Source organism: Bradyrhizobium genosp. A, from assembly GCF_049949275.1.
Classification (GTDB): domain Bacteria; phylum Pseudomonadota; class Alphaproteobacteria; order Rhizobiales; family Xanthobacteraceae; genus Bradyrhizobium.
Window position 1 is genome coordinate 8,132,924 of the sequence record NZ_CP188196.1, and the last position, 24,006, is coordinate 8,156,929.

Genomic DNA, 24,006 nt, shown 5'->3' on the forward strand with positions numbered 1-24,006 from the left:
GTTGGCTTTGCGTTCCTTGGCGCCGGTCAGGCGCCGCTATCGCTGCGCTTTCTTACATAAGCGGCCTTAGGCGCTGGGCCTGGATCAAGCTTGAGCGCTGCCTGTTGCAGGCGCTTCGATCGAGCGCCGATGATAACCTCGCGAAACGTCAGCAAGATTACAGAGATGACGAAGGGCGACAGATAATAGAGGACCCGGAACAGCAGCATGCCGCCGAGCAGTTCCTCGCGGTCCATCTGCCAGAGGCCGACCAGCATGGCGGCGTCGAACACCCCGAGCCCGCCGGGCGAATGGCTGGCGAAGCCGAGCAGTGTCGCCGAAACGAAAATCACCGCGACCACGACGAAGCCGAGATTGGGCTCGTCGGGCACCAGTACGTACATCGCGAGCGCGCAGAAGCCGAGATCGATGATGCCGATCGCGATCTGCAGCAGCGTCAGCGGGCCGCCCGGCAGCATCACGGTCCAGGGGCCGCGCCCGACCACCCGCGGCTGGGTCCAGACCCAGACCACATATCCGACAAGTGCGGCGAGGATCATCATCGCCAGCGTCCGGTTCAGCCAGGGCGGCAGCTGGTCGATCGAGGTGGCCGCCTCCGGATGATAGGAAATGCCGAGGCCGAGCACGGCGGCGTTGCCGAGCCAGAAAGTGAGGCCGGCGAGGAAGCAGATTTTTGCGACGTCGATCGCGTTCAAGCCGTACGCCGAATAGATGCGATAACGCACCGCGCCGCCGGTGAAGACGCTGGCGCCGACATTGTGGCCGATCGAATAGCTGGTGAAGGCCGCGAGCGCATTGATGCGATAGGGCACGTGGGAATGGCCGATCGCGCGCACGGCAAACAGATCGTAGAACGTCAGTGTGAAATAGCCCGCGGCGACGAACAGCGCGGCCATCCCAATCTGGCGCGGCTCGGTGCTCTTGATCGCCTCGATCACCTCGTTCGTGTCGATGCCGCGCAGCATGTGGTAGAGCACATAGCAAGCGATGCCGATGACCGCGACGCTGATCACAACTCCAAGCTTATGCAGGATTTGCTTCTGGCGCAGAAACGTCATCGCCCTGCGTATGGCTTCCAGCATCTAGACCTCGAACAACGCTTCAGCGGCCAGGGTGGCCGGCGAACAGGCGGACGACGCACAGGCACTCAACGAACCCTCACCGCCGGCTCCGGCCTCGCGCATGCCCCCCATCCCTCCACTAGCGCGTTTTGAGGCGGAGTGGAATTCGCCAATGTGAACAAAATCACGTGCCTTCAATATTTTAGGCAGGTTTGCGAGCTCAAGGTGCACGGTTTGGCGCTTTCGGCGGCAAGCTAGAGGCGAATCTCCATGGCAATCCTGCGCAGGAGCCATGAAGTTTTGATGATTTCGACCGGACAATGTTCCGTCACGCCTTAAGTCGACATCAATCTTTAGGCCGCTGTTGAAAGAGGGGGGCGAACCGTGCCGGCCGGCTGCGGCACGAATAGCCGCGCGGCAATCGCGCGGCCGGGCGTTTGCCCTGACGGTTGGTTGCAACGCGACATCACAGAGAGGTGCTGTCGCGGCCGTCCGCCGGTGCTGGGCCGGCGGAGACCATGCCGTTCAGAGGGGGCGGACTGCTCAGGCCGCAAGCTGCGGACGCACCGCCTCGATGCCGGCGATCCAGCCGGCGACGGAGCGGCCGATCGCCTCGGGGTGATCCTCCTGAAGGAAGTGCAGTCCAGCCCCAAGACGAACGTGGGCGCAATGCTTCAACGAAGCCGCGAACGTCTCGGCGAACTCCGGTGCGACCAGCGCACCGGGCTCGCCCGAGAACAGCAGCTTTGGGTAGGACGATGCGGCCAGCGCCGCATGCGCGGATTGGAGCGCCTCATAGACGTCGGCGGGATCGCCTGCGATCGGCAATTCGCGCGGAAGGGTGAGAACGGGACGGCGGCTCTCCGGTGTCGGGAACGGCGCGCGATAGGGCGCCATCTCGTCGCCGCTGAGCTTGCGGACGATGCCGCCCGGCAGCACGCGTTCGACGAACGCATTCGCCTCGAGGATCATGGCTTCTCCCTCACCCGGCGTCCTGAACTTGCGAAACGCCGCCCGCGCCGCCTCGGCATGATCCTGCTCCTCCGCGCGGTCGGTGTGATGGAAATCCTGCCAGGTCGGCATCGGACGGATGAACTCCATGAAAGCGAGACCGCGCACGAGATCCGGCCGGCGCGCGGCAAGATGAAATGCGAGGGCGGTGCCCCAGTCCTGCGCGACGATGTAGGCCGAGTTGATGCCACGCTGTTCGATGAAGGCATCGAGATAGCGGACGTGGTCGACAAAGCGGTAGGCGATGTCGGGCTTGCCGGATTGGCCGAAGCCGATGAGGTCGGGCGCGATGCAACGCGCGACCGGCGACACCAGCGGCAAAATGTTGCGCCAGATGTGCGACGAGGTCGGATTGCCGTGCAGGAAGAGCGCGACGGGCGCACCTTCCGCGCCTGTCTCGCGATAGGCCATGCTGCTTCCGAGGACGGACGCTTTGCGGATCTCGATCTGCTTGGTCATGTCGGCTCCTTGAACACGGTTTGGAATGCGATGGTCTTGAAACGCTCGAGCGCCTTGGGATTGCGGTCGACCTTCATGCGCAGGATCGCGCCCTGCCAGGACGCGAGCAGGAAGTCGGCAAGCTCGTCGGGCTCGAAATCGGATGCGATCTCGCCGCTGGTCTGGGCATCCCTGATGCAGGCGGCGAACGGCATGCGCCATTCGGCAAAGATCGCCGCGAGGCGCGCGCGCAGCAGCTCGCTGCTTCCGCTCGCCTCCAGGCTGAGGTCGCCGATCAGGCAGCCGCGGCCGTAGCCGTCGGCCTCGAGCCGGCCAGTGATGATGTCGAGATAGTGCCTGAGCCGCGCCCGCGGCGTCAGCGAGGCGTCATCGAGGGCCTCGGCGACCAGCCCCCTGGTGATGTCGAAATAGCGGTCGAGCACCTCTGAGGCGAACGCCTCCTTGGAGCGGAAATGGTTGGTGAAGGATCCCTGCGGCGCGCCCGCCGCAGCGGTGACGTCGCGCACGCTGGTGCCGTGATAGCCGGTCCGGAACATGACCTTCAGGCCGGCGTCGAGAATGGCGTCTTTGAGTGAGGGCTTTGGCATAAGCGGGATAATACGTACGTACGTATTATTGTCAAGCGTCGATTTGCTGCTTCGGCAATCTCCTTGCCGATCAATTCGCTATCGCGATTTGAGACGACAGATCGCCTGACCGGTGATGATGAATCAGGCCACAGGCTGGCTGCGCGAGACCACCCAATAGCGCAGCCACGCGCCGATGGTGCAGCCGACGAGGTAGCAGGCGAACATGACCAGGCCGAGGTCGAGCCAGTAGCCGAAGCGGCCCGGGACCACATGCGCGAACGAGGCCGAGACCAGGCCCGCGACCAGCGCGGCGAGCCAGCGCGCGGTCACCTTCGAGGTGCCGTTGCCACGCTGGACCACCGAGATCCAGCCCATGCAGAAACCCAGCAGCACCGAGCCAATCAGCCAGCCCATATGGAACGAGACGAGATAGGGCATCGTCACCTCACCAGAAATTCGATACGGCGGTTTTGCGCCTTGCCGTCGTCGCTGTCGTTGCCGGTGACGGGCTGCGTGCTGCCATAGCCGACCGCGCTGAAGCGGTCGGCCGGCAGGCCAGCCTTGACCAGATAATCGATCACCGCCTGCGCGCGCTTCTCGGAGAGCGCCTGGTTGAAGGCATCCTCGCCGTCGGAATCGGTGTGGCCTGCGACTTCGATATTGGTGGTGGGGCAGCGCAACGCCGTCTCGATCAGATGATCGAGAATGCCGGCGGAGTCAGGATCGATGTCGGCGCGCTTGGTTGCGAAGCGGATCTTGCCCTTGGCCAGCAGCTCCGAGAACAATTGCTGGCAGACGGTCCCGTCGACCGGCCCCGCCGCAGGCTTCACCGTGATTTCAGGCTTGTATTGCCAGTTTTTTGGAAAGTCCTTGCCGAGCCCTGCGCGGATATCGTTGGCCGCACCTTCGTACAGCGCGTCGCCCGACAGCTTCACCTCGCGATCGGACACCACGAGCGTGCCGGTCGACAGCCGCGATAGCGCGCCGAGCGCTGCGACCACCGCAGCGTTGAAGGAGCCGGGCGCACCGACGCTGGCCTTGAGATTGTCGACGACCTTTTCGGTGAAGAATTTTCGCGACGCGCTGGTCGCGATCGCGGCGTGAACGTTGTTGTCGGGCACGTAGCCGGTCAGCGTCACGGTGGCGGCGACCGGATCCTTGTAGGCCTGGAAGATGTAAGGCGGTGCCTTGATCTCGTTGGCGGCGATCGAAAAGCCTTCGGGCAGGTTCTTCAGCGCAGCCGCAATCGCCTCGCGACCACCGAGGTCGCGCGCCATGCCTGACAGATTGACCTTGGTGTCGGAGATGGTGATCTTGCCGTCCTTCAGCTTGCCGATCTGGTCGAGCAGCAGCATCGCGGCCGCTTCGAACCGCGCCGGCGCGCCGCGAGCCAGGCCCATCTGATCGGCGACCTCGGTCCCGTTGACCTCCTTGCGCGCGGCTTCCGTCAGGCGCGCCTTCATCGACGGCAGCGGCGCGGAGCCGGACAGCGTCACGCGCACGACGTCGCGCTCGGCGCTCCAGACGAACGGTTTTGCTTCGGGAGCCAGGCGGGTCTGGTCATCGACCAGCCGGACGCCGGAAACCATCTCGACCGTGGTCACCGCGTCGCGGCGCCCCTCCTCGGAGAAGGCATCCGCGGCCAGGCTGACGTCTCGGCCATCGACCGCGATCCGGGTCTTGTCCAGGACGGTGTCCTTGAGCGCGGCCGAGCTGCGGGCCGACAGGTCGGCCTCGACCGGCAAGGTGTTGTTCCAGGCCGCAAATCCCCACATGACGGCCAGGGGAATCAGCCCCGGCCACCATTTGCTGGCCCACCTGAAAAGCATCTGCATTCGACGACCCGAACTCTGGAACCGGAGACAAAACAAACCCTTGGCAGGCTGTCAAACCGGAAATGGGGCCCTTTCAGGGGCCCCACGTGAACAATTGGAATAACTTTTTCTTCAAGGGTCACACCCTAAGTTGCAGGCGGAATGCCCAGGGGGCGGCCAGCCGGTCATGAAACAACTCCGCAATAATGTCATTCGCGCCGGGCTGGGAGCACTCTATTTCAGCGGGGCGCACCATCTGCTGCGTCCGCTGCTGTCGGGTGTCGGCGCCATTTTCATGCTGCACCATGTGCGGCCGGCCCGTGAGGCCACGTTCCAGCCGAACCGGCATCTCGAGGTCACCCCCGATTTCCTGCGTGCGACGCTGTGCCATTTGCGCTCGCGCGAGATCGACATCGTCAGCATGGACGAGTTGCACGAACGGCTGGTACAGGGCAGGTTCGACCGCCGCTTCGCCGCCTTCACGCTCGACGACGGCTATCGCGACAATCGGGACCACGCGCTGCCGGTGCTGCGTGAATTTGACGCGCCCGCGACCATCTATGTTGCCAGCGATTTTGCCGAGGGCACTGGACGGCTGTGGTGGAACGCGCTGGAGGCCGTTATCGCCAAAGCCGACCACGTCGACGTGCAGATCGGCCATTCCGCGCTGCGGCTCGATGCGAGCACGCCTGCCTCGAAGCAGACGGCATTCGATCGCCTGCACGACTGGCTGCGCGCGCTGCCGGGCGAGCATGATCTGAAGCGCGAGATCGAGGCGCTCTGCACGGCGCATGGTGTCGACATGGAAGCGCTGTGCCACAGCCTCTGCCTGTCCTGGGACGAGGTGAAGCGGCTCGCCGCCGATCCGCTGATCACGATCGGCGCCCACACCATCAGCCATTGCAATCTCGCCAAGCAGAGCGAGGAGATCGCCGCGCAGGAGATAGCCGTAAGCCGGGTGCGGATCGAGCAGACGCTGGAGCGCCCGGTCCTGCATCTCGCCTATCCCTATGGCGACCGCGAGGCCGCTGGGATACGCGAATTCGCGCTGGCCGCATCCGCCGGCTTCAAGACCGCGGTAACGACGCGGCCCGGCATGCTGTTCGCAGAGAACGCGGGCCACATGACCGCGCTGCCGCGCGTCTCGCTCAACGGCAACTACCAGGACGCGCGAATCTTGCCGGTGCTGACATCGGGCGCCGCGACCGCGATGTGGAACGGCTTTCGCCGGTTTGCCGCGGCTTAATCCATCCGCACACCCCGCCCTCATCCTGAGGAGCGCTCCAAAGGAGCGCGTCTCGAAGGATGGGCCGCCCGCATCCTTCGAGACGCGCTGACGCGCTCCTCAGGATGAGGGCGGAGCCAGCGGCGCGTTCCTTGACTCCCCTTCCCGCGGCGCTCAAAACGGCGCCAACCCAAGGGAGGCACCATGTCCAACGATCTGTTTTCGCTCAAAGGCCGCATCGCTCTCGTGACCGGCGGCTCGCGCGGCATCGGCAAGATGATCGCGGCCGGATTCCTCGGCGCAGGAGCCGCGAAGGTCTACATCACCGCGCGCAAGGCCGGTCCGTGCGAAGCCACGGCGAAAGAACTCTCGGCGCAATATGACGGCGAATGCATCGCGCTGCCGATCGACATCTCGACCGTCGAAGGCTGTAACAAGCTGGCTTCCGAAATCATCAAGCTCGAGCCCAAGCTCGACATCCTCGTCAACAATGCCGGTGCGGCCTGGGGCGCGGAGTTCGACGAATTCCCCGAAAGCGGCTGGGACAAGGTGATGGACCTCAACGTCAAATCGCTGTTCTTCCTGACCAAGGCGCTGGCCACGCCGCTGCGCGCGGCGGCCTCGCGCGAGCGGCCCGCCAAGGTCATCAACATCGCGTCCGTGGACGGCATCTTCGTCAATCCCGGCGAGACCTATTCCTACGCTGCGAGCAAGGCTGCCGTAATCCATCTGACGCGGCGCATGGCGACGAAGCTGATCAAGGACAACATCAACGTCACCGCGATCGCGCCGGGCGCGTTCAAATCCGACATGAATCGCGCCGCACGCGACCATTCGGATGATGTCGCCAAGCGCATTCCAGCGCGGCGCATCGGCACCGACGAGGACATGGCAGGCGTTGCGATCTACCTCGCCTCGCGCGCGGGCGACTACGTGGTCGGCAACACCATCGCGGTCGATGGCGGCGTGGTTTACGCGAATGCGGGGCTGGAGATTGCGGGGTAGGCGGAGGGGGCTAGCGCCTCTCCCTCAGCACATACTCACTGTCATGCCCCGGCTTGACCGGGGCATCCAGTACGCCGCGACCTCTCGATTTATCTCCACTGTCTCTGGAATACTGGATCACCCGCTTTCGCGGGTGATGACACTATTCGTGTTGGGCCAGCGTCAGACCCGACGTTTATGACTCGATCTTCACGTACTCGAAATCGCCCGGCTTGTTGTCGATGCCGACCTTCGGCGGCGATATCCATGACGCGAACTTGCCGGTTTCGGTGACGGGCTGCATCAGCGAGGTGATGAAGTCGCCGTCGGCGATCGAGGGCAGCCATTCGTCCTTGCGCTTGGCCCAGGTGGCATCGTCGATCAAAATGCCGTCGGGCGTCGCGTGCACGTCCTTGAACTCGCCGATGTGGCGGTGGAAAGCGACGTTCGGCAGCGTCAGCTTGAAGTCGTAGCCCGCGGTCGAGATCACTTTGTTCCAGCGCAGCATGCCCTTGACGCAATCCTGGCTGTAATCGTCGCGCAGGCGCATGTTGAGCGCGGTCAGCGCCGGCTCGTCGACCAGCTTGATCTCGCCGTTGATGAACTTCAGCACCGGATAGGTGGCATTCTTGAGCTGGTGATCGTCGTCGATCTGGGTCTCGTGATAGCGGCCCTTGATGCCGGTGTTGAAGGCGTTGGCCGCGTTGGTCGAGACCTCCGAGCCAAACAGATCAAGCGACAGCGTGTAGTGCAGGTTCAGCTTCTTCTGGATGGTCGGAAGATCAATCACGCCGAGCGCGCGGACCTTAGCGATCTCAGAAGGATCGGTGATGCCGGCCTCGCGCATCGCGTCGCAAGTGCGCTGCACGACGCGAGTGATGCCGGTCTCGCCGACGAACATGTGGTGCGCTTCCTCGGTCAGCATGAAGCGGCAGGTGCGCGACAAGGGATCGAAGCCCGACTGCGCCAGCGAGTGCAGCTGCATCTTGCCGTCACGGTCGGTGAAGTAGGTAAACATGAAGAAGGACAGCCAGTCCGGCGTCGCCTCGTTGAAGGCGCCGAGCATGCGTGGGCTATCCGCATCGCCGGAACGGCGGCGGAGCAAATCGTCAGCTTCCTCGCGGCCGTCGCGGCCAAAGTACTTTTGCAGCAAATAGACCATCGCCCAGAGGTGGCGGCCTTCCTCGACGTTCACCTGGAACAGATTGCGCATGTCGTAGAGCGAGGGCGCGGTCTTGCCGAGATGGCGCTGCTGCTCGACGGAAGCCGGCTCGGTGTCGCCCTGGATCACGATCAGGCGGCGCAGCATGGCGCGATATTCGCCCGGGACTTCCTGCCAGGCAGGCTCGCCAAAGTGCTCGCCGAAGGGAACGACGCGGTTCTCTTCCTGCGGCGCCAGCAGAATGCCCCAGCGATAATCGGGCATGCGGACGTAGTCGAACTTGGCCCAGCCGCGCGGATCGACGGAGTAAGCGGTGCGCAAATACACCAGCGATTCCTGGAAACCTTCCGGCCCCATGTCGCTCCACCAGTCCATGTAGCCGGGATGCCAGCCTTCCAGCGCCTTCAGCACCTGGCGGTCTTCGGCGAGATTCACGTTGTTCGGAATCTTGGTCGAGTAGTCGACGTTCATGATGTTCATGTTCATGGCCGTGCTCCTTGCTCCGTCTCGTGTCCCGGACGCAGTGCGGCGCGAAGTGCTGCACTGCTGAGCCAGGACCTATTGCTCGGTCTTTGTGGGTCCCGGTTCTGCGTCGCATCACTTCGTGCTGCGCCGCGCCCGGGACACGATAGCTAGACTCTCGTCATATCGAATTTCGGCTTCTGGCCGCTGCCGTAGCGGCGTAGCGCGCCTTCTTCGCCGACGGCGTTGGGGCGCTGGAAGATCCAGTTCTGCCACGCGGTGAGGCGCGCGAAGATCTTTGATTCCATCGTCTCAGGGCCGACGAAGCGCAGGCTCGCTTCCATGCCGGTGAGGCTGTCGGGCGAGAAGCTGGCGCGTTCTTCGAGGAATACGCGGACCTCGTCGTCCCAATCGATGTCGTCGAGCGCGAAGGTGACGAGGCCGAGCTCCTCGGCCTGCTCGGCGTCGAGCGCGGTGCCGAGCGTGGCTTCCGCACGTTCCACATCCGCCGGATCGGCCTGGAAGCGCGACTGAAGCCGCGTCAGGCCGTGGCTCATCGGATAGGGGCCGAAATTCATCGCCGACAGTTCGATCGACGGCGGCGGCTGATTGTCGCCCTGCCGCGTGCCGATCAGCATGTAGGAGCGGTCGGCAGCGAAAACGAGCTCGGCGAGCGTACCGGCGAAGCAGGAGCCGGGCTCGACCAGTGTCACCAGCGTGCGCGAGGTGACGTCGATGCGCTTGAGCACACGCTTCCAGTAATGGCGGATTTCGTTGACCAGCCAGTGCGCCTTGTTGGCTTCGAGGAAGGCGTCGCCGGCGAGCACGTGGGCGCGATCGCCATGGCTCTTGAACACCAGCATGGCGATCTCGAGCTCGTTGATGCGCAAGTGAAGGATGGCATCGTCGAGCTCGCGCGCGACCTGCAACGGCCAGAACGACGCACCCTGCGCCATCATGCCGTCGATGTCGGCAGGCGGCGCTGCCTCCGGCGCCTTGATCGAGATGGTGGCAATGCGGGCAGTGCGGTCGAGATCGACGGTGACGAAGCCGTAGCGAATGCTGGTCTCGTCGATCATTCGCTTGATCGGCGTCAGCGCGATGCCCTTGCCGCTGCCCTTGCGCTTCGACGCGGCCGCGAACTCCTTGGCACGCTCGACGATCTTGGCTTCCAACTTGGAGTTCGGCGCGATCTCATCGACAAGCCGCCATTGCACGGCGCGCTTGCCTTTCACGCCTTCCTCGATTGTGCAGAAGAAGTCGGCGTGGTCGCGGCGCACTTTTCGCTTGTCGACCACACGCGTCAACCCGCCGGTGCCGGGCAGCACCGCGAGCAGCGGCACTTCGGGCAGAGCCACTGCAGATGCGCCATCGTCGGCGAGGATGATGTGATCGGTCGCGAGCGCCAGCTCATAGCCACCGCCGGCGGCGGAGCCGTTCACGACCGTGATGAAGCGCTGGCCGGAATTCTCGGATGAATCCTCCATGCCATTGCGGGTCTCGTTGGTGAACTTGCAGAAGTTCACCTTGTGGGCGTGGGTCGAGCCCGCGAGCATGCGGATGTTGGCGCCGGCGCAGAACACACGGTTCTTGGCCGAGCGCATCACCACGACTTTCACCTCGGGATGCTCGAAGCGCAGCCGCTGGACCACGTCGGCAAGTTCGATGTCGACGCCGAGATCGTAGGAATTGAGCTTGAGCAGATAGCCCTCGAACAGGCCGCCATTCTCGTCGACGTCCATGGTCAGCGTCGCGACGTCACCGTCGACCGCCAGCTTCCAGTGCTTGTAGCGGGACGGTTCGGTCTGGAAATCGATGAATGTCGCGCCGCCTGCGAGGCGCCGATCTTCCCCGGCCATGGGCCACCCTTGAGCTCGTCTAGGTTTTACCGTTAGATGCACAATAGTGCATATTTTTGGGCACGTCTAGTCGTTAACGGATGCGGTATGCACTTTGTTTCATGAAGATTGGGGCGGCCGCAAGCTCACGCGGCGCGTCCCTGCAGTCCCTGATCGTCGCGCAGGGCCGCCCTTGCGAATTGTTCGATCGCGTCAAGCGTCGCTGCGGGCGCGTCACGGTGCGGGGAATGCCCCGCGCCTGAAATGACTTCCACGTCGACCGGGCAGTAACATTCTTCCTGCGCAATCTCGACCTGACGCAGTGTGCCATATTGGTCGTCCACGCCTTGTACGACCATGACGGGAATGCGGATGTAGGCCAGATATTCCGAGATGTCCCAGTCGCGGAATTTCGGATCGAGCCAGGCGCCGTTCCAGCCGTAGAAGGCGTTGTCGACGTCCTTGTGCCAGCGCGCGAGCTTTGCCTTGAGGTCGGTGGTCTCATAGGTGGTCTTGATCGCGGCGATCGACTTCACCGAGATGTCCTCGACGATGAAATGCGGTGCGATCAGCGCGATGCCCTGCAGACGATGGTCCTGATGCGCGCCGGCATAGATCGCCGCGATCGAGCCGCCGTCGGAATGGCCGAGCAGGAGGCCGCGTTTGAAGGAAATCGCGTCCAGCACTTTCGGCAGCACATCGAGCGCCTCGCGCTGCATGTAGTCGAGCGACCGCGGCAGCGTCACCGGGCTCGACTGGCCATAGCCCGCGCGCGAATAGGCGAAGATGCCGGCGCCGGTCGCTTGCTGGAGCTTCTCCGGAAAATCATTCCACGGGCCGACGGAGCCGAGGCCTTCGTGCAGCATGACGATGGTCGGCGCATCGGCGCTCTCCGGCGCGAGCCATTTGTATTCGAGGCTGGCCCAGCCGATGCTGAGGAAGCCGGTGGGGGTGAGGTTGGTCATGCTATCACTCTTCTTCCGTCGTATCCAACGTGGAACGCAATCACGCGCCACACGCTCAGTCGTTCCCTCCCCCCTTGCGGGGGAGGGCTAGGGAGAGGGGTGCCACACGGGGACTCCCGGTGTGACGAAGAACATCTGGTGCGCGATAGCAAACACCGTTTGCTGGGCTACCCCTTTCCCCCGCCCTCCCCCGCAAGGGGGGAGGGAGCACAGCGGAGGTTGCCGCGGCAGCATCAGTCACACTCGGCACGCGCGCCCGCTCAATTCGCGCCCTCGCGCAATTTGAACCGCTGGATCTTTCCCGTCGCCGTCTTCGGCAGCGAATCGACCACGTCGATCCAGCGCGGATATTTCCATGGGCCGATCTTCTGCTTGACGTGCTCCTTCAGCATCTCCTGCAAGTCGCTCGTCGTCGCACCCGGGCGCAGCACGACGAAGGCTTTCGGCTTCAAGAGCCCTTCCGGATCGGCCTCGGGCACGACCGCGGCTTCCAGCACGGCGGGATGCGTGATCAGCGCGCTCTCGACCTCGAACGGCGAAACCCAGATGCCGGAGACCTTGAACATATCGTCGGCGCGGCCGCAGAAGGTGTAGCGGCCCTCGGCATCCCTGACATATTTGTCGCCGGTGCGGGTCCACGGACCCTCAAACGTGCGGCGGCTTTTGTGGCGCTGATTCCAATAGCCTTCGCCGGCCGAGGGCGCATCGACCAGGAGCTCGCCGACCTCGCCGTCGGCGACATCCTGGCCGGCTTCATTGACGAGCCGCACCGCGTAGCCTGGCACAGGCTTGCCGGACGAGCCGTATTTGATGTCGCCCGGCGCGTTCGAGAGGAAGATGTGCAGCAGCTCGGTCGAGCCGACGCCATCGAGAATGTCGACACCGAAGCGCGATTTCCAGCTGTAGCCGACGGATTCCGGCAGCGCCTCGCCGGCCGAGGTGCAGATGCGCAAGGCGCCGCCGCCGCGCTCGCTCTTCATGGCCTCGTCGTTCAGCATCGCCGCGAACAATGTCGGCACGCCGTAGAAGATCGACGGCTTGTACCTGTTCATCAGGTCGAACATGCGCGCCGGAGTCGGCCGCTCGCTGTTCAGGATCGTGGTGGCGCCGACGGACATCGGGAAGGTCAGCGCATTGCCGAGGCCATAGGCGAAGAACAGCTTTGCCGCGGACAGACCGATATCGTTCTCGCGGATGCCGAGCACCTGCCTCGCATAGGTGTCGGCCGTCGCCTGCAGATTCGAATGGATGTGGCGCACACCCTTGGGCATGCCGGTCGAGCCCGACGAATAGAGCCAGAACGCCGGTTCGTCCGGATGCGTCGCAGCCGTCGTGAACCGATCGCTCTCATCGGCGATCTCTTCAGCGAGCTGCTTGTGGCCGTTCTGCTTGGCGCCGGAGACCACGACATGCTCGAGATCCGGCATGCGGCCGACCACGTCCTTGATAACGGGGTAGAGCGCTTCCGAGACGAACAGCACGCGGGCGCGGCAGTCGGCGAGGATGTAGGCGTATTGGTCCGCGGTCAGCAGCGTGTTGAGCGGCACCGGCACCACGCCGGCGCGGATCGCGCCCAAAAACACGGCCGGAAAGTCGACCGTGTCCAGCATGATCATCGCCACGCGCTCTTCGCGGCGGACGCCGAGCCGGCGCAGCATGTTCGCCGCACGCCGCGTCTCACGCTGGAGCTCGCCATAGGTCAGCCGCGAGACGGTGTCGTCGAACACGGTCTTGTTGCCGCGGCCCTCCTCGACGTTACGGTCGAGCAGCCAGGTCACCGCGTTGTAGGATCCCTCGCTCACGGTCGTCTCCCCGAATTTAGAATTATAATTCATAGAAAGACACTGTGACAGCTTGCTGTCAATGCCAGCAGGCACTATGTTTCATTAAAACGCGTCGCAGGACCTCCGTTAAAGAAGGTATCCGCTAAAAAGGTATCCGCTAAAGAAGGCTCATGACCGACAGTCCCGACGCCGAATCCCGCTTTCTCGAACAGCTCGGCCAGCGCGTGCGCACCATGCGCGCACTGCGCGGCATGTCGCGCAAGGTGCTCGCCAAGGTATCAGGAATTTCGGAGCGCTACATCGCGCAGCTCGAGAGCGGCAAGGGCAATGTCTCGATCGTGCTGCTGCGTCGCGTCTCCGACGCGATGGGCGCGCATCTGGAAGACCTGCTGCCCTCAGCCGATCCGACGCCGGACTGGCAGATGTTCCGCGACCTGCTGCGCAAGGCGACACCGGCGCAGATCACGCAAGCCAAGGATCTGCTCGCCGGCGGCAGTGCGTCGGCACCGCGGCGCGCGCCGTTCTGCGGCATCGCGCTGATCGGCCTGCGCGGCGCCGGCAAATCGACGCTTGGGCGGATGCTGGCGAAAAAGATCGGCTGGAGCTTTGTCGAGCTCAACAAGGAGGTCGAGCAGCAGAACGGCCTCTCGGTCGCCGAGATCATCGCGCTCTACGGCCAGGAAGGCTTTCGCCGCATGGAGCAGGCGGCACTGCAGCAGCTGCTCGCACGCAACGAGCTGATGGTGCTGGCGACCGGCGGCGGCATCGTCTCGGAGCCGCTGACATTCGACCAGATCCTGTCGTCGTTCTACACGATCTGGCTGAAGGCCGAGCCCGAAGAGCACATGGCCCGCGTCCGCCGCCAGGGCGACCTGCGCCCGATGGCGGATGACCGCTCTGCGATGGCCGAACTGCGCAACATTTTGCTGAGCCGCGAGCCGCTGTATGCGCGCGCGACGGCGGTGGTGGATACGGCGGGGCTGTCGGTCGATGCCGCGGCTGCGCGGCTGATCGATGCGGTGCGGCCGGTGCTGCAAAACGAAGCCCGCAGCTTCGGGCTGCGTAGCGTGGCGCTGTAGGGCAAATGCTCTCGCCTCGACGGAATCGCTGAAGCAGCGTTGCGCTGCGTGCCCTTGGTCACGCGCGCCCGCATGGCTATGTTACGCGCCGAAGCAGTGAGACATGCGATGGACGCAAGCGTAGTTCCCGATGTCATCCGCCGGCCGGCCACGCCGGACCTTGCGCATCTGGTGTCCAGCATATCGTTCTACCGCGAGCGCGGACTTGGCTTGGCCGGCTTCCGGCACGCGGCGCCGCTCGCGTTGCCCTTACTCGTGAATCTGGGAACACCATTCCGCATCGCGCTTGGCCGCCGGCCGAAGAGTGAAGACGGTCGACCGAGCTTTGCAGCCGGGCTTTTTCCCGGACCCGTCCTGATCGAGTCGGACGGCCGCGCCGAGTGCGTCCAGGTTGATTTCACCCCGCTCGGCGCCTACCGCTTCTATGGAGGAGCGGTGCCCGATCTGACCGCGCGCATCGTCGGCCTCGACGACGTCCTGGGGCGTGCTGGAGAAAGCCTCGCCGCCCAGGTCGCCGAGGCCGCGGGATGGCAGCGGCGATTTGAGATCGTGGAAGATTTCGTGCTGCGTAGGGCCGTGCATGAGCCGTCGCCGGCGATTGCCTCGGCGCTCGACATGTTGTGGCGGAGCGCGGGCTCGGCGCGGATCGCTGACATCGCCGCCGACATCGGCTGGAGCCGCAGGCATTTCACCCGCCGCTTTTACAACGAGATCGGCGTGGCGCCCAAGATGCTGGCGCAGATGCTGCGCTTTCACCGCGCCTGCCGGCTCGCCCGCTCCGAGGCCGTGGATGGCTGGGCCGCCATCGCCGCGGACGCCGGCTATGCCGACCAGGCGCATCTTGCCCGCGACTTCCGGGTGTTTTGTGGCGAAACTCCGACCGGATGGGCGGCGCGGCTGGAACGCGCAGACCCACGCCTGCTGCGCGACGCTGGCGGATAGGTCCCATTTGTTCAAGCCGGCCGATGCGACCTGGACTAGCTTGGTGGCGCAAACGATCTGGAGAGTTTCATGAACCAGCAGAATGGCAACGAAGCGCCGCGCCTCTACCACACCATGCGTTGCAAGGACGCCGAGGCCATGATCACCTGGCTGAAGGACGTGCTCGGCTTCACCGAGCGTGTGATCTATCGGAGGGACGGCAAGGTCATCCACGGCGAGCTGATGTTCGGCTCGTCGATCCTCATGCTCGGCCAGGATCGGGACAACGAGTACACCAAGCTCGTGGGCGATCTCGGCGGGCGACGGACCGATGCGGTCTATCTTGCGGTCGACGATCCCGACGCGCTCCACGACAAGGTCAAGGCCTCCGGCGCTCGAATCGAGATGGAGTTGCGCAACACCGAATATGGCAGCCGCGATTTCGCGGCCCGCGATCCCGAGGGCGGACTTTGGAGTTTTGGTACCTATTGGCCCAAGGTCGGCGAAGAGCCGCTGCCCGGCTGAGCCGCCCCCCGACTAGACCGACCAGTAGTTCGGATGCGGGTAGGGCTGCGAGCGGTCGCCCCAGTCGAACGCGTCGCCGTCGAACTCGCACGGGCCGCTGCTGAGTTCCTCCAGCGTCAGTGCGACCTGGAAGGCCTGATGACTGGGGTCGTATTTCAGCGCACCCCACTGCACCGGATAATGATGGCGAGTGCCGAGCAGCCCGCCGGTCTTGATGACCGCGTAAGTGACCGTTCCGCTCACCTTGTCGAGCATCAATCGCTCGATCGTGCCGAGCTTGCTGCCGTCGCGTCCGTAAACGGCGACGCGCTCGACGCGATCACTGGGAACCATGGTGTGTTGCATGGCGTCCTCCTCGATTTCTGGTGTTTTCCGCATTATAGCGCTTTCGCTCGGATGAGCGAAGCCGGTTGTAGGGTGAGCTACAGCAATTGCGACCGCACCGATTCCGCCCCCTCGCGCAACAGCGGCAGAAATCGTTCGACCAACTCCCGCGCGGGCACGCGGTCGACATGGGCGCCCATGTTGATGGCGGCGGCGATCACGTCGTCGTAGCGGCGCACAGGAACCGAGATCGAGCGAAAATGCGGCTCGGCCTCGCGGTCGACCAGAGAGTAGCCTTGGGCGCGATCGGCTGCGATGCATGCGCGCAGCGCCTTCGGATCGGTCTCGGTCTGCGGCGTCAGCGGCTCGCGCTTCATCCCCTTCAAACGCGCGAGCAGATCGGCATCGTCAAGCTGACCGAGCATGGCGCGGCCGACCGAGGTGCAGAACGCCGGCAACCGATAGCCGATCTCCAATCCGCCGGAGAACATCCGTGCCGGGCTGCTGCGCGCGATGAACACGACGTCGTCGCCATCGAGCACCGCGAGCGAAGATATTTCATTGGCCGCGGTCGCAACGCGATCGAGCACCGGCTGCAACACCGTGACGAGCTGGTTGGAACGCAGATAGGACGCCGCGAGCGTCAGCACATGCGGCGTCAGCGAGAACAGTTTTCCGTCGCCACTGACAAAGCCGCCGCGCTGGAGCGTGAACAGCATGCGTCGCGCGGTGGCGCGCGGCAGCTCGGCGGCGCGAGCGAGATCGCTCAGCGTCATCGGGCCTGCGTTGGTGCCGAAGCATTGCAAGAGACGCAGGCCGCGATCGAGGGCTTCGACGAAATCCGTCGCGCGCTCGTCAGTCTCGCTCCGCTTCAGCTTGGGCATCGGTGGGATCGTCCTGAAAAATAGTGCTTGCTGCCTTTCCTAGGCATGTCATAATTCGCCCATTCGTTCAATAGGCGAACAAAACGCCCCTCCGGAAAAAGGACGCGACCGCCATGATGAGCCAGGAGCAGAACGACCTGATCACCCGCACCGGGCCGAAAGATCCGTGCGGCAAGCTGATGCGGAGCTACTGGCAGCCGGCGGCCCTGGTCGACGAGCTCGAGGGCGAGCGGCCGATCCGTCCCGTCAAATTGCTCGGCGAAAACCTGGTGCTGTTCCGCGACGAGACCGGACATTACGGACTGATCGATCGCCACTGCGCCCATCGCGGCGCCGACCTCGCTTTCGGACGGCTCGAGCATGGCGGCCTGCGCTGCGCCTTCCATGGCTGGCTGTTCGACGCGACCGGCCAGTGCATCGAGACGCCGGCCGAGCCCAAGGATTCAAAACTCTGCCAGAACATCCGCCAACGCTCTTATCCCGTGGTGGAGAAGAGCGGCATCCTCTGGGCCTGGCTCGGCGAGGGCGAGCCGCCGGCATTTCCGGAACTCGACTGCTTCGTCGCGCCCGGTACGCACACCTTTGCATTCAAGGGCCACATGGCCTGCAACTGGCTGCAGGCATTGGAGGTCGGCATCGATCCCGCGCACGCCTCCTATCTGCACCGCTTCTTCGAGGACGAGGACACCTCCACGGCCTATGGCAAGCAGTTCCGCGGTGCCTCCGCAGGTTCTGATCTGCCGATGACAAAGATCCTGCGCGAATACGACCGTCCGATCATCAATGTCGAGCACACCGAGTATGGGCTCCGGCTGATCGCGCTGCGCGAGATCGACGAGGAGCGGACGCATGTGCGCGTCACCAACCAGCTGTTCCCGCACGGTTTCGTCATTCCCATGAGCACGGAGATGACGATCACGCAGTGGCACGTGCCGGCCGACGACGAGAATTGCTATTGGTACGCGATCTTCACCAGCTATTCGAACCCGGTCGACAAGCAGAAAATGCGGGACCAGAGGCTCGAGCTCTACGAGCTGCCGGATTACAAGTCGCGCAAGAACCGCAGCAACGATTACGGCTTCGATCCGCACGAGCAGCAGACCGCGACCTATACCGGCATGGGCAACGACATCAACGTCCACGACCAGTGGGCGGTGGAATCGATGGGCGCGATCCAGGACCGCACCAAGGAGCATCTCGGCTCGAGCGACAAGGCGATCGTGCAATATCGCCGCCTGCTGCGGCAGGAGATCGAGAAGGTCGGCGGCGGCGAGAAGCCGATGCTGTTTTTGGACGAGGCCAATGCGCGCTCCATTCAGGGCCCGGCGACCATGGACGGCATCGGGCCGACGCGCGGCTGGGAAACCTACTGGATGGAAGTCGACGTCAAGCGCCGCCGCGGCGCGCCGTGGACCGCGCCGGTGCCAAAGGAGATCGCCGACAATGTGCATCGGCTGACGGCGGCGGAGTGACGGTGACGGCCTATCCTCGTCATTGCGAGCGCAGCGAAGCAATCCAGTCTGTCTCCGCGGACGCATTCCTGGATTGCTTCGCTGCGCTCGCAATGACGGAGAATGTGGCGCATGCTTTGCGCCTCACGACTGGAGGAGTAGCACAGTGACTTTCGTCGCGCGTCATGCGCTGTGGTCGGATGAGCAGAAGGACGCCGCGGCGCGCATGCGCCGCATCGTCGAGGACAAGAACCTCGAAGTCATCCGCCTCGCCTTCCCCGACCAACACGGCATTTTGCGCGGCAAGACCATCATCGCCTCCGAGGCGATGGCGTCGCTGGAGAGCGGCTGCTCCATCACCACCACCATGCTGGCCAAGGACACCTCACACCGCACGGTGTTTCCGGTGTTCACATCAGGCGGCGGCTTCGGCATGAAGGAGATGGAGGGCGCGGCCGATGTGCTGATGGTCGCCGATCCCACCACGTTTCGCGTCTTGCCGTGGGCGCCGGCCACCGGCTGGGTGTTGTGCGACCTCCATTTCAATGACGGCCGCCCGGTGCCGTTCGCGACGCGCGGGCTCTATCGCAAGGTCCTCGACGAACTCGCCCGCCGCGGCCACGATTTCGTCGCGGGGCTCGAGGTCGAATTCCACATCTTCAAGCTCGACGACCCGCATATGCGCGCCGAAGACGCGGGACAGCCGGGCACGCCACCCTCGGTGAGCCTGCTCTCTCACGGCTATCAATACCTCACCGAGCAGCGCTTCGATCAGATGGAGCCGGTGCTGGAGATCCTGCGCCGTGACATCGTCGCGCTCGGGCTGCCGCTGCGCTCGGTCGAGGTCGAGTTCGGGCCGAGCCAGTGCGAGTTCACCTTCGCGCCGAAGAAGGGCCTGGAGCCGGCCGACAACATGGTGCTGTTTCGCTCTGCCGTGAAGCAGATCGCGCGCCGGCACGGCTATCATGCCACCTTCATGTGCCGGCCCAAGCTCCCGAACCTATTCGCGAGCGGCTGGCACCTGCACCAGTCGGTCGTCTCGCGCGCGAGCGGCGACAACCAGTTCATGGCCAAGGAAACAGCGAAGGACGGCGAACCGCTCAGCGCCTTCGGCCGGGCGTACCTCGCCGGCCTGCTCGACCACGCCCGTGCGGCCACCGTGTTCACCACGCCGACCATCAACGGCTACAAGCGCTACCGCTCCTATTCGCTGGCGCCGGACCGCGCGATCTGGGGCCGCGACAATCGCGGCGTGATGATCCGCGTGCTCGGCGGCGCGGGCGATGCCGCCACGCGCCTGGAAAACCGCGTCGGCGAGCCCGCCGCCAATCCCTATCTCTACATGGCCGCCCAGATCCTCGCAGGCCTCGACGGCGTCGACCGCAAGCTCGATCCCGGCCCTTCGGCCGACACACCCTACGAGACCAGGGCGCCGCTGCTGCCGAAGAGCCTGCGCGATGCGGTCTCCGCGCTGAAGGACGATCCGTTCTTCCGCGAAAAATTCGGCGCGGAGTTCGTGGATTATTACACCCACATCAAGAATGCCGAGATCGACCGCTTCCTGTCTGAGGTGACCGATTGGGAGCATCGCGAATATTTCGAGATGTTCTGAGGGAGAACCGCCTCACGACCCTGTGAGGCGGTTTCGTCCCGCCGGTTCCGACGACACCATTCCGTGCTCCGATGAAGCCGTTTTCCCTGCGCCGCGAAAATCACGTGAAAAGCGCAGGGTCTATCGTTGCTCTTCATGATCAACAGTGGAGTTCGATCATGTTCAGTCAATTGTTCAGCCTGATCTATCGCCTATCCTGCCGGAGCACCCTGATCGAGATCGGCGTGCATCGGCTCGCCCGCTGACCGCGCAAGTCAGGCCACAGTGGTTGACCGAATGATGGAGGTGTCTGTGCGAAAGCTGATCCTGATCGTTACGGCGAGAGAGCGGAGCTAAATCCCCAAATATTTGTGCTGCAGATCCGGCTCGGCCATCAGCTGGTCCGACGTGCCGCTCCACACGGTCTTGCCGCGCTCGATGATGAAGTGGCGGTCGCAGATGCGGGCGAGGTGGTCGACGTTCTTGTCGACGACCAGGATCGACTGTCCCCGGCTCTTCAGCAGCGACAGGCAATTCCAGATCTCTTCGCGGATCAGCGGTGCCAGCCCTTCGGTCGCTTCATCCAGGATCAGGAGCTTTGGGTTGGTCATCAGCGCGCGGCCGATGGCGAGCATCTGCTGCTCGCCGCCGGAGAGCTGGTTACCCATGTTGGCGGCGCGCTCGGCCAGCCGCGGGAACAGCACGTAGATCGCAGCGAGCGTCCAGGGATTGGCGCTGTTGAAGCGGTCGGCGGCGGCAGCAACCAGGTTTTCGCGTACGGCGAGGTTCGGGAAGATCTGGCGTCCCTCCGGCACCAGACCGACGCCGAGCTTGGCGATCCGGTACGACGGAAGCTGCCGGACTTCGGTACCCGCAAAGCGGATTGCGCCTGATCGCGCCGGCGTCAGGCCCATGATCGAGCGGATCGTCGTGGTCTTGCCCATGCCGTTGCGGCCCATCAGCGAGACCATCTCGCCGGGCTTGACCGACAGCGACAGGCCGAACAGCACCTGTGAGAGGCCGTAGCAGGTCTCGATGCCGTCGACGTCGAGCAGCGCGTCAGCCATGGTGCGTCACCACATGCTGGTCGCCGAGATAGGCGCGTTTGACGTCTTCGTTCTGGCGGATCGCGGCCGGATCGCCGGAGGCGATGACGCGGCCATAGACCAGCACCGAAATGCGATCAGCGAGTGCGAACACCGCGGGCATGTCGTGCTCGACCAGCACGATCGAGACCTCTTTCCGCAGCTCCTGGAGCAGTTTTACCATGCGTTGGGATTCGGTGACGCCGAGGCCGGCCATCGGCTCGTCGAGCAGCAAAAGTTTCGGCTGGCTTGCGAGCGCGACCGCAAGCTCGAGCTCGCGGCGCTCGCCATGGCTGAGCCTGGACACCACGACGTCGGCGCGATGCAACAAGCCGACGCGGTCGAGCGCGGCATGCGCGGCATCGCGCAGACCCTTCTCCTTGCGGGCATTGGCAAAGAAGCGGAACGAATGGCCTGCATGCGCCTGCGCCGCGAGTGCGACATTGTCGGCGACGGTGAAGTCGAACAGCAGCGAGGTGATCTGGAACGAACGTGCGAGGCCCAGCGCGCAGCGGCGATAGGCCGGCAGATAGGTGATGTCGCGGCCGCCCAGCGAGACACTGCCGGAATGCGGCTCGAGATGCCCGGTGAGCTGGCTGATCAGCGTGGTCTTGCCGGCGCCGTTCGGGCCGATGATGGCGTGGAGCTCGCCGCTTGCAACGTCGAGCGAGACGTTGTCCGTCGCGGTGATGCCGCCGAAACGGCGCACCAGCTTTTCGACCCGGAGCAGCGGTTCAGCCACGATTGAGCCTCCCCAGCAGGCCCATGATGCCGCCACGGCCGAACAGCACGATCAGCAGCAGCAGCGGACCCATGATCAGCGCCCAATATTCGGTGAGCCGCGACAAGAACTCTTCCAGCAGCAGATAGACCACAGCGCCCATGACCGGGCCGAACAACGTGCCCATGCCGCCCAGGATCACCATCACCATGAGATCGCCGGAGCGCGTCCAGTACATCACGGCCGGGCTGACGAAATCGGTGTTGTTGGCGAGCAGCGCGCCGGCGAGGCCGCACATGGTGCCGGAGATGACGAAGCAGACCAGCTGGTAGCGCTTCGCGGGGAAGCCGATCGCCTGCATGCGTTGCTCGTTGGAGCGCAGCCCCTGCACGACGAGACCGAAGCGCGAATTGACGATGCGCCAGATCAGGAAGATCACGCCGAACAGACAGGCGAGGCAGAGATAATAGAACTGCGTGCGGTTCGACAGGTTGATCAGCCCGGAGAAGTCGCTGCGCTTGTAAACGGTGAGGCCGTCGTCGCCGCCGTAGCGCGCAAGGCCAGAGGCGACGTAATAGGCCATCTGCGCGAAGGCAAGCGTGATCATGATGAAATAGACGCCGCGGGTGCGCAGAGAAAGCGCGCCGATCACCAGCGCATAGATTGCAGACGCCGCGAGCGCGACGGGAAACTGGATGAAGCCGGAGCCTATGCCTTCCTGCGCCAGCATGCCGACGGCGTAGCCGCCGATGCCGAGATAAGCGGCGTGACCAAAGCTCATCATGCCGCCAAATCCCATGATGAGGTTGAGGCTCGCCGCCGCCAGCGCCAGGATAACGATGCGGGTGAACAGCGTCAGGATGAAGACGTTGCCGGACAAATACGAATAGAGCGGCAGCAGCACGAGGCCCGCCAGCATCAGGGCCGTGACGGCCTTACTCACTGAGAAAGTCTTCATCGACGGTTGGCCGGAAACAGCCCCTCCGGCCGCACCACCAGCACGATCGCCATCAGCAGGTAGATCAGCATGGACGACAGCGCGGGCGCGGCGGTGGAGGCGGCGGCGCCGCTCAGCACCTGCCGCAACAGATTGGGCAGGAAGGCGCGGCCAAGCGTGTCGATCATGCCGACGAAGATCGCAGCGAGGAACGCGCCGCGGATCGAGCCGATGCCGCCGATCACGATGATGACGAAGGCGAGGATGAGGATGTTCTCACCCATTCCGATCTGCACGGTCAGGATCGGCGCCTGCATCATGCCGGCCAACCCTGCGAGCGCTGCACCGAGCCCGAACACCAGCGTATAGAGCAGCTTGATGTTGATGCCGAGCGCGCCGATCATCTCGCGGTTGGAGGCGCCGGCGCGGATCAGCATGCCGATGCGGGTGCGCATCACCCCGAGATAGAGCAGCAGCGCCACCAGCAGCGCGACGACGATGATGGCGAGGCGGTACGCAGGATAGTGAATGCCGGGCAGGATCGGCACCGGCACCGTGAGCCAGGCCGGCAGCGGCAGCGCGAGGCCCGCCGGGCCCCAGATCAGGCGCACGGCCTCGTTGAAGAACAGGATCAGGCCGAAGGTCGCGAGGACGTGGTCGAGATGGTCGCGCCCATAGAGATGCCGCAGCGCACTCATCTCGAGCACGACGCCGAGCACAAGTGTCGCGCCGAGCGCCAGCAGCGCGCCGAGCAGGAAGCTGCCGGTCCACGCCGCGAAGGTCGCGGCGAAATAGGCCCCCATCATGTAGAGCGAGCCGTGCGCGAGGTTGACGAGATCCATGATCCCGAACACCAGCGTCAGGCCGGCGGCTAGCAGGAACAGCAGCAGGCCGAACTGCAATCCGTTCAAGAACTGTTCGACGACGAGCAGCATCAAAACTCTTTCAGGCGCATACGGACGCGCGCCGATGTTCGAACACAGTCGCCATCAGTGAAAGAGCTCCCCCTGCCTCTACAAGGCCGAAAAATGGGTAATGGCAGTATCGTTCCGAGGCAAGAGCGATTCCGCGCCAGACATGCACTTTGTTGCATGCCGGTGCATGCGATCAAAATTGTGCCTTGCAAAACCGGCCTTGCAAGAAAACTGCCGCGC

23 protein-coding genes are annotated in these 24,006 nt (G+C 64.2%); 8 read left to right on the forward strand and 15 right to left on the reverse strand.

Translation table 11 applies throughout. From position 1 onward, the window contains the following. Positions 1 to 26 precede the first annotated feature (26 nt). From ACP2YP_RS38150 to ACP2YP_RS38170, 5 genes are all read right to left on the reverse strand, one after another. Positions 27 to 1,082, reverse strand: coding sequence for a lysylphosphatidylglycerol synthase domain-containing protein (locus ACP2YP_RS38150; protein WP_426421427.1), 1,056 nt, complete (start codon positions 1,080 to 1,082; stop codon positions 27 to 29). A gap of 522 nt (positions 1,083 to 1,604) precedes the next feature. Then, entirely contained in the window at positions 1,605 to 2,531 is a 927-nt protein-coding gene (locus ACP2YP_RS38155; protein ID WP_426421428.1) for a haloalkane dehalogenase, read from the reverse strand. Next, complete coding sequence (locus ACP2YP_RS38160; protein WP_426421429.1) at positions 2,528 to 3,118, reverse strand: TetR family transcriptional regulator C-terminal domain-containing protein; 591 nt, start codon at positions 3,116 to 3,118, stop codon at positions 2,528 to 2,530. The genes ACP2YP_RS38155 and ACP2YP_RS38160 overlap by 4 nt, the downstream gene beginning before the upstream one ends. A 123-nt stretch (positions 3,119 to 3,241) precedes the next feature. Then, positions 3,242 to 3,538, reverse strand: coding sequence for a hypothetical protein (locus ACP2YP_RS38165; protein WP_426421430.1), 297 nt, complete (start codon positions 3,536 to 3,538; stop codon positions 3,242 to 3,244). Positions 3,539 to 3,540: 2 nt separating this feature from the next. Next, positions 3,541 to 4,935: an OmpA family protein gene (locus ACP2YP_RS38170; protein WP_426421431.1), complete on the reverse strand. Its 1,395-nt coding sequence runs from the start codon at positions 4,933 to 4,935 to the stop codon at positions 3,541 to 3,543. 166 nt (positions 4,936 to 5,101) lie between these two features. Here ACP2YP_RS38170 and ACP2YP_RS38175 point away from each other — a divergent pair, with 166 nt between their 5' ends. Next, positions 5,102 to 6,160, forward strand: a complete 1,059-nt coding sequence (locus ACP2YP_RS38175) for a polysaccharide deacetylase family protein (protein ID WP_426421432.1) — start codon at positions 5,102 to 5,104, stop codon at positions 6,158 to 6,160. A 183-nt stretch (positions 6,161 to 6,343) separates the two neighbouring features. Next, positions 6,344 to 7,144 carry an SDR family oxidoreductase gene (locus ACP2YP_RS38180; protein WP_426421433.1) on the forward strand — a complete coding sequence of 267 codons (801 nt, stop codon included), beginning with the start codon at positions 6,344 to 6,346 and terminating at the stop codon, positions 7,142 to 7,144. Positions 7,145 to 7,319: 175 nt separating this feature from the next. Here ACP2YP_RS38180 and boxB read toward each other — a convergent pair whose 3' ends face one another. The 4 genes from boxB to ACP2YP_RS38200 form a co-directional block, all read right to left on the reverse strand. Further along, on the reverse strand, positions 7,320 to 8,771 hold the full coding sequence (gene boxB, locus ACP2YP_RS38185; protein WP_426421434.1) for a benzoyl-CoA 2,3-epoxidase subunit BoxB: 1,452 nt from the start codon (positions 8,769 to 8,771) through the stop codon (positions 7,320 to 7,322). A 146-nt stretch (positions 8,772 to 8,917) separates the two neighbouring features. Beyond that, positions 8,918 to 10,606 (reverse strand): 2,3-epoxybenzoyl-CoA dihydrolase, encoded by a 1,689-nt coding sequence (boxC, locus tag ACP2YP_RS38190; RefSeq protein WP_426421435.1) that lies wholly within the window; start codon positions 10,604 to 10,606, stop codon positions 8,918 to 8,920. Between the two features lie 125 nt (positions 10,607 to 10,731). Further along, the gene (locus ACP2YP_RS38195) at positions 10,732 to 11,550 is read right to left on the reverse strand and encodes an alpha/beta fold hydrolase (protein WP_426421436.1); all 819 of its coding nucleotides are present in this window, start codon (positions 11,548 to 11,550) and stop codon (positions 10,732 to 10,734) included. A 260-nt stretch (positions 11,551 to 11,810) separates the two neighbouring features. Next, complete coding sequence (locus tag ACP2YP_RS38200; RefSeq protein ID WP_426421437.1) at positions 11,811 to 13,352, reverse strand: benzoate-CoA ligase family protein; 1,542 nt, start codon at positions 13,350 to 13,352, stop codon at positions 11,811 to 11,813. 152 nt (positions 13,353 to 13,504) lie between these two features. On the opposite strand from ACP2YP_RS38200, the gene ACP2YP_RS38205 reads away from it, so the two are divergent. The 3 genes from ACP2YP_RS38205 (at position 13,505) to ACP2YP_RS38215 (ending at position 15,859) form a co-directional block, all read left to right on the forward strand. Continuing rightward, positions 13,505 to 14,413, forward strand: a complete 909-nt coding sequence (locus ACP2YP_RS38205; RefSeq protein WP_426421438.1) for a helix-turn-helix transcriptional regulator — start codon at positions 13,505 to 13,507, stop codon at positions 14,411 to 14,413. Between the two features lie 108 nt (positions 14,414 to 14,521). Further along, on the forward strand, positions 14,522 to 15,355 hold the full coding sequence (locus ACP2YP_RS38210; RefSeq protein WP_426421439.1) for a helix-turn-helix domain-containing protein: 834 nt from the start codon (positions 14,522 to 14,524) through the stop codon (positions 15,353 to 15,355). Between the two features lie 69 nt (positions 15,356 to 15,424). Beyond that, entirely contained in the window at positions 15,425 to 15,859 is a 435-nt protein-coding gene (locus tag ACP2YP_RS38215) for a VOC family protein (protein WP_426421440.1), read from the forward strand. 12 nt (positions 15,860 to 15,871) lie between these two features. On the opposite strand, the gene ACP2YP_RS38220 is transcribed toward ACP2YP_RS38215, so the two are convergent. Both ACP2YP_RS38220 and ACP2YP_RS38225 read right to left on the reverse strand, forming a co-directional pair. Continuing rightward, on the reverse strand, positions 15,872 to 16,204 hold the full coding sequence (locus ACP2YP_RS38220) for a PRC-barrel domain-containing protein (protein ID WP_027533153.1): 333 nt from the start codon (positions 16,202 to 16,204) through the stop codon (positions 15,872 to 15,874). Positions 16,205 to 16,281: 77 nt separating this feature from the next. Continuing rightward, complete coding sequence (locus ACP2YP_RS38225) at positions 16,282 to 17,067, reverse strand: IclR family transcriptional regulator domain-containing protein (protein WP_426421441.1); 786 nt, start codon at positions 17,065 to 17,067, stop codon at positions 16,282 to 16,284. Positions 17,068 to 17,180: 113 nt separating this feature from the next. On the opposite strand from ACP2YP_RS38225, the gene ACP2YP_RS38230 reads away from it, so the two are divergent. The 3 genes from ACP2YP_RS38230 (at position 17,181) to ACP2YP_RS38240 (ending at position 20,375) form a co-directional block, all read left to right on the forward strand. After that, positions 17,181 to 18,539: a Rieske 2Fe-2S domain-containing protein gene (locus ACP2YP_RS38230; RefSeq protein ID WP_426421442.1), complete on the forward strand. Its 1,359-nt coding sequence runs from the start codon at positions 17,181 to 17,183 to the stop codon at positions 18,537 to 18,539. 145 nt (positions 18,540 to 18,684) lie between these two features. After that, positions 18,685 to 20,130, forward strand: coding sequence for a glutamine synthetase family protein (locus tag ACP2YP_RS38235; RefSeq protein WP_426421443.1), 1,446 nt, complete (start codon positions 18,685 to 18,687; stop codon positions 20,128 to 20,130). Positions 20,131 to 20,201: 71 nt separating this feature from the next. Next, positions 20,202 to 20,375, forward strand: coding sequence for a hypothetical protein (locus tag ACP2YP_RS38240; RefSeq protein ID WP_426421444.1), 174 nt, complete (start codon positions 20,202 to 20,204; stop codon positions 20,373 to 20,375). 87 nt (positions 20,376 to 20,462) lie between these two features. Here the strand turns inward: ACP2YP_RS38240 and ACP2YP_RS38245 are convergent, their stop codons facing one another. From ACP2YP_RS38245 to ACP2YP_RS38260, 4 genes are read right to left on the reverse strand one after another with little or no spacing between them, the layout of a single operon-like run. After that, positions 20,463 to 21,176, reverse strand: coding sequence for an ABC transporter ATP-binding protein (locus ACP2YP_RS38245; RefSeq protein WP_426421445.1), 714 nt, complete (start codon positions 21,174 to 21,176; stop codon positions 20,463 to 20,465). Further along, positions 21,169 to 21,936, reverse strand: coding sequence for an ABC transporter ATP-binding protein (locus ACP2YP_RS38250; protein WP_426421446.1), 768 nt, complete (start codon positions 21,934 to 21,936; stop codon positions 21,169 to 21,171). Before ACP2YP_RS38250 ends, ACP2YP_RS38245 begins: the two co-directional genes overlap by 8 nt. Next, the gene (locus ACP2YP_RS38255; RefSeq protein WP_426421447.1) at positions 21,929 to 22,873 is read right to left on the reverse strand and encodes a branched-chain amino acid ABC transporter permease; all 945 of its coding nucleotides are present in this window, start codon (positions 22,871 to 22,873) and stop codon (positions 21,929 to 21,931) included. Before ACP2YP_RS38255 ends, ACP2YP_RS38250 begins: the two co-directional genes overlap by 8 nt. Further along, positions 22,870 to 23,787, reverse strand: a complete 918-nt coding sequence (locus ACP2YP_RS38260; RefSeq protein WP_426421448.1) for a branched-chain amino acid ABC transporter permease — start codon at positions 23,785 to 23,787, stop codon at positions 22,870 to 22,872. Before ACP2YP_RS38260 ends, ACP2YP_RS38255 begins: the two co-directional genes overlap by 4 nt. Between the last annotated feature and the right edge of the window lie 219 nt (positions 23,788 to 24,006).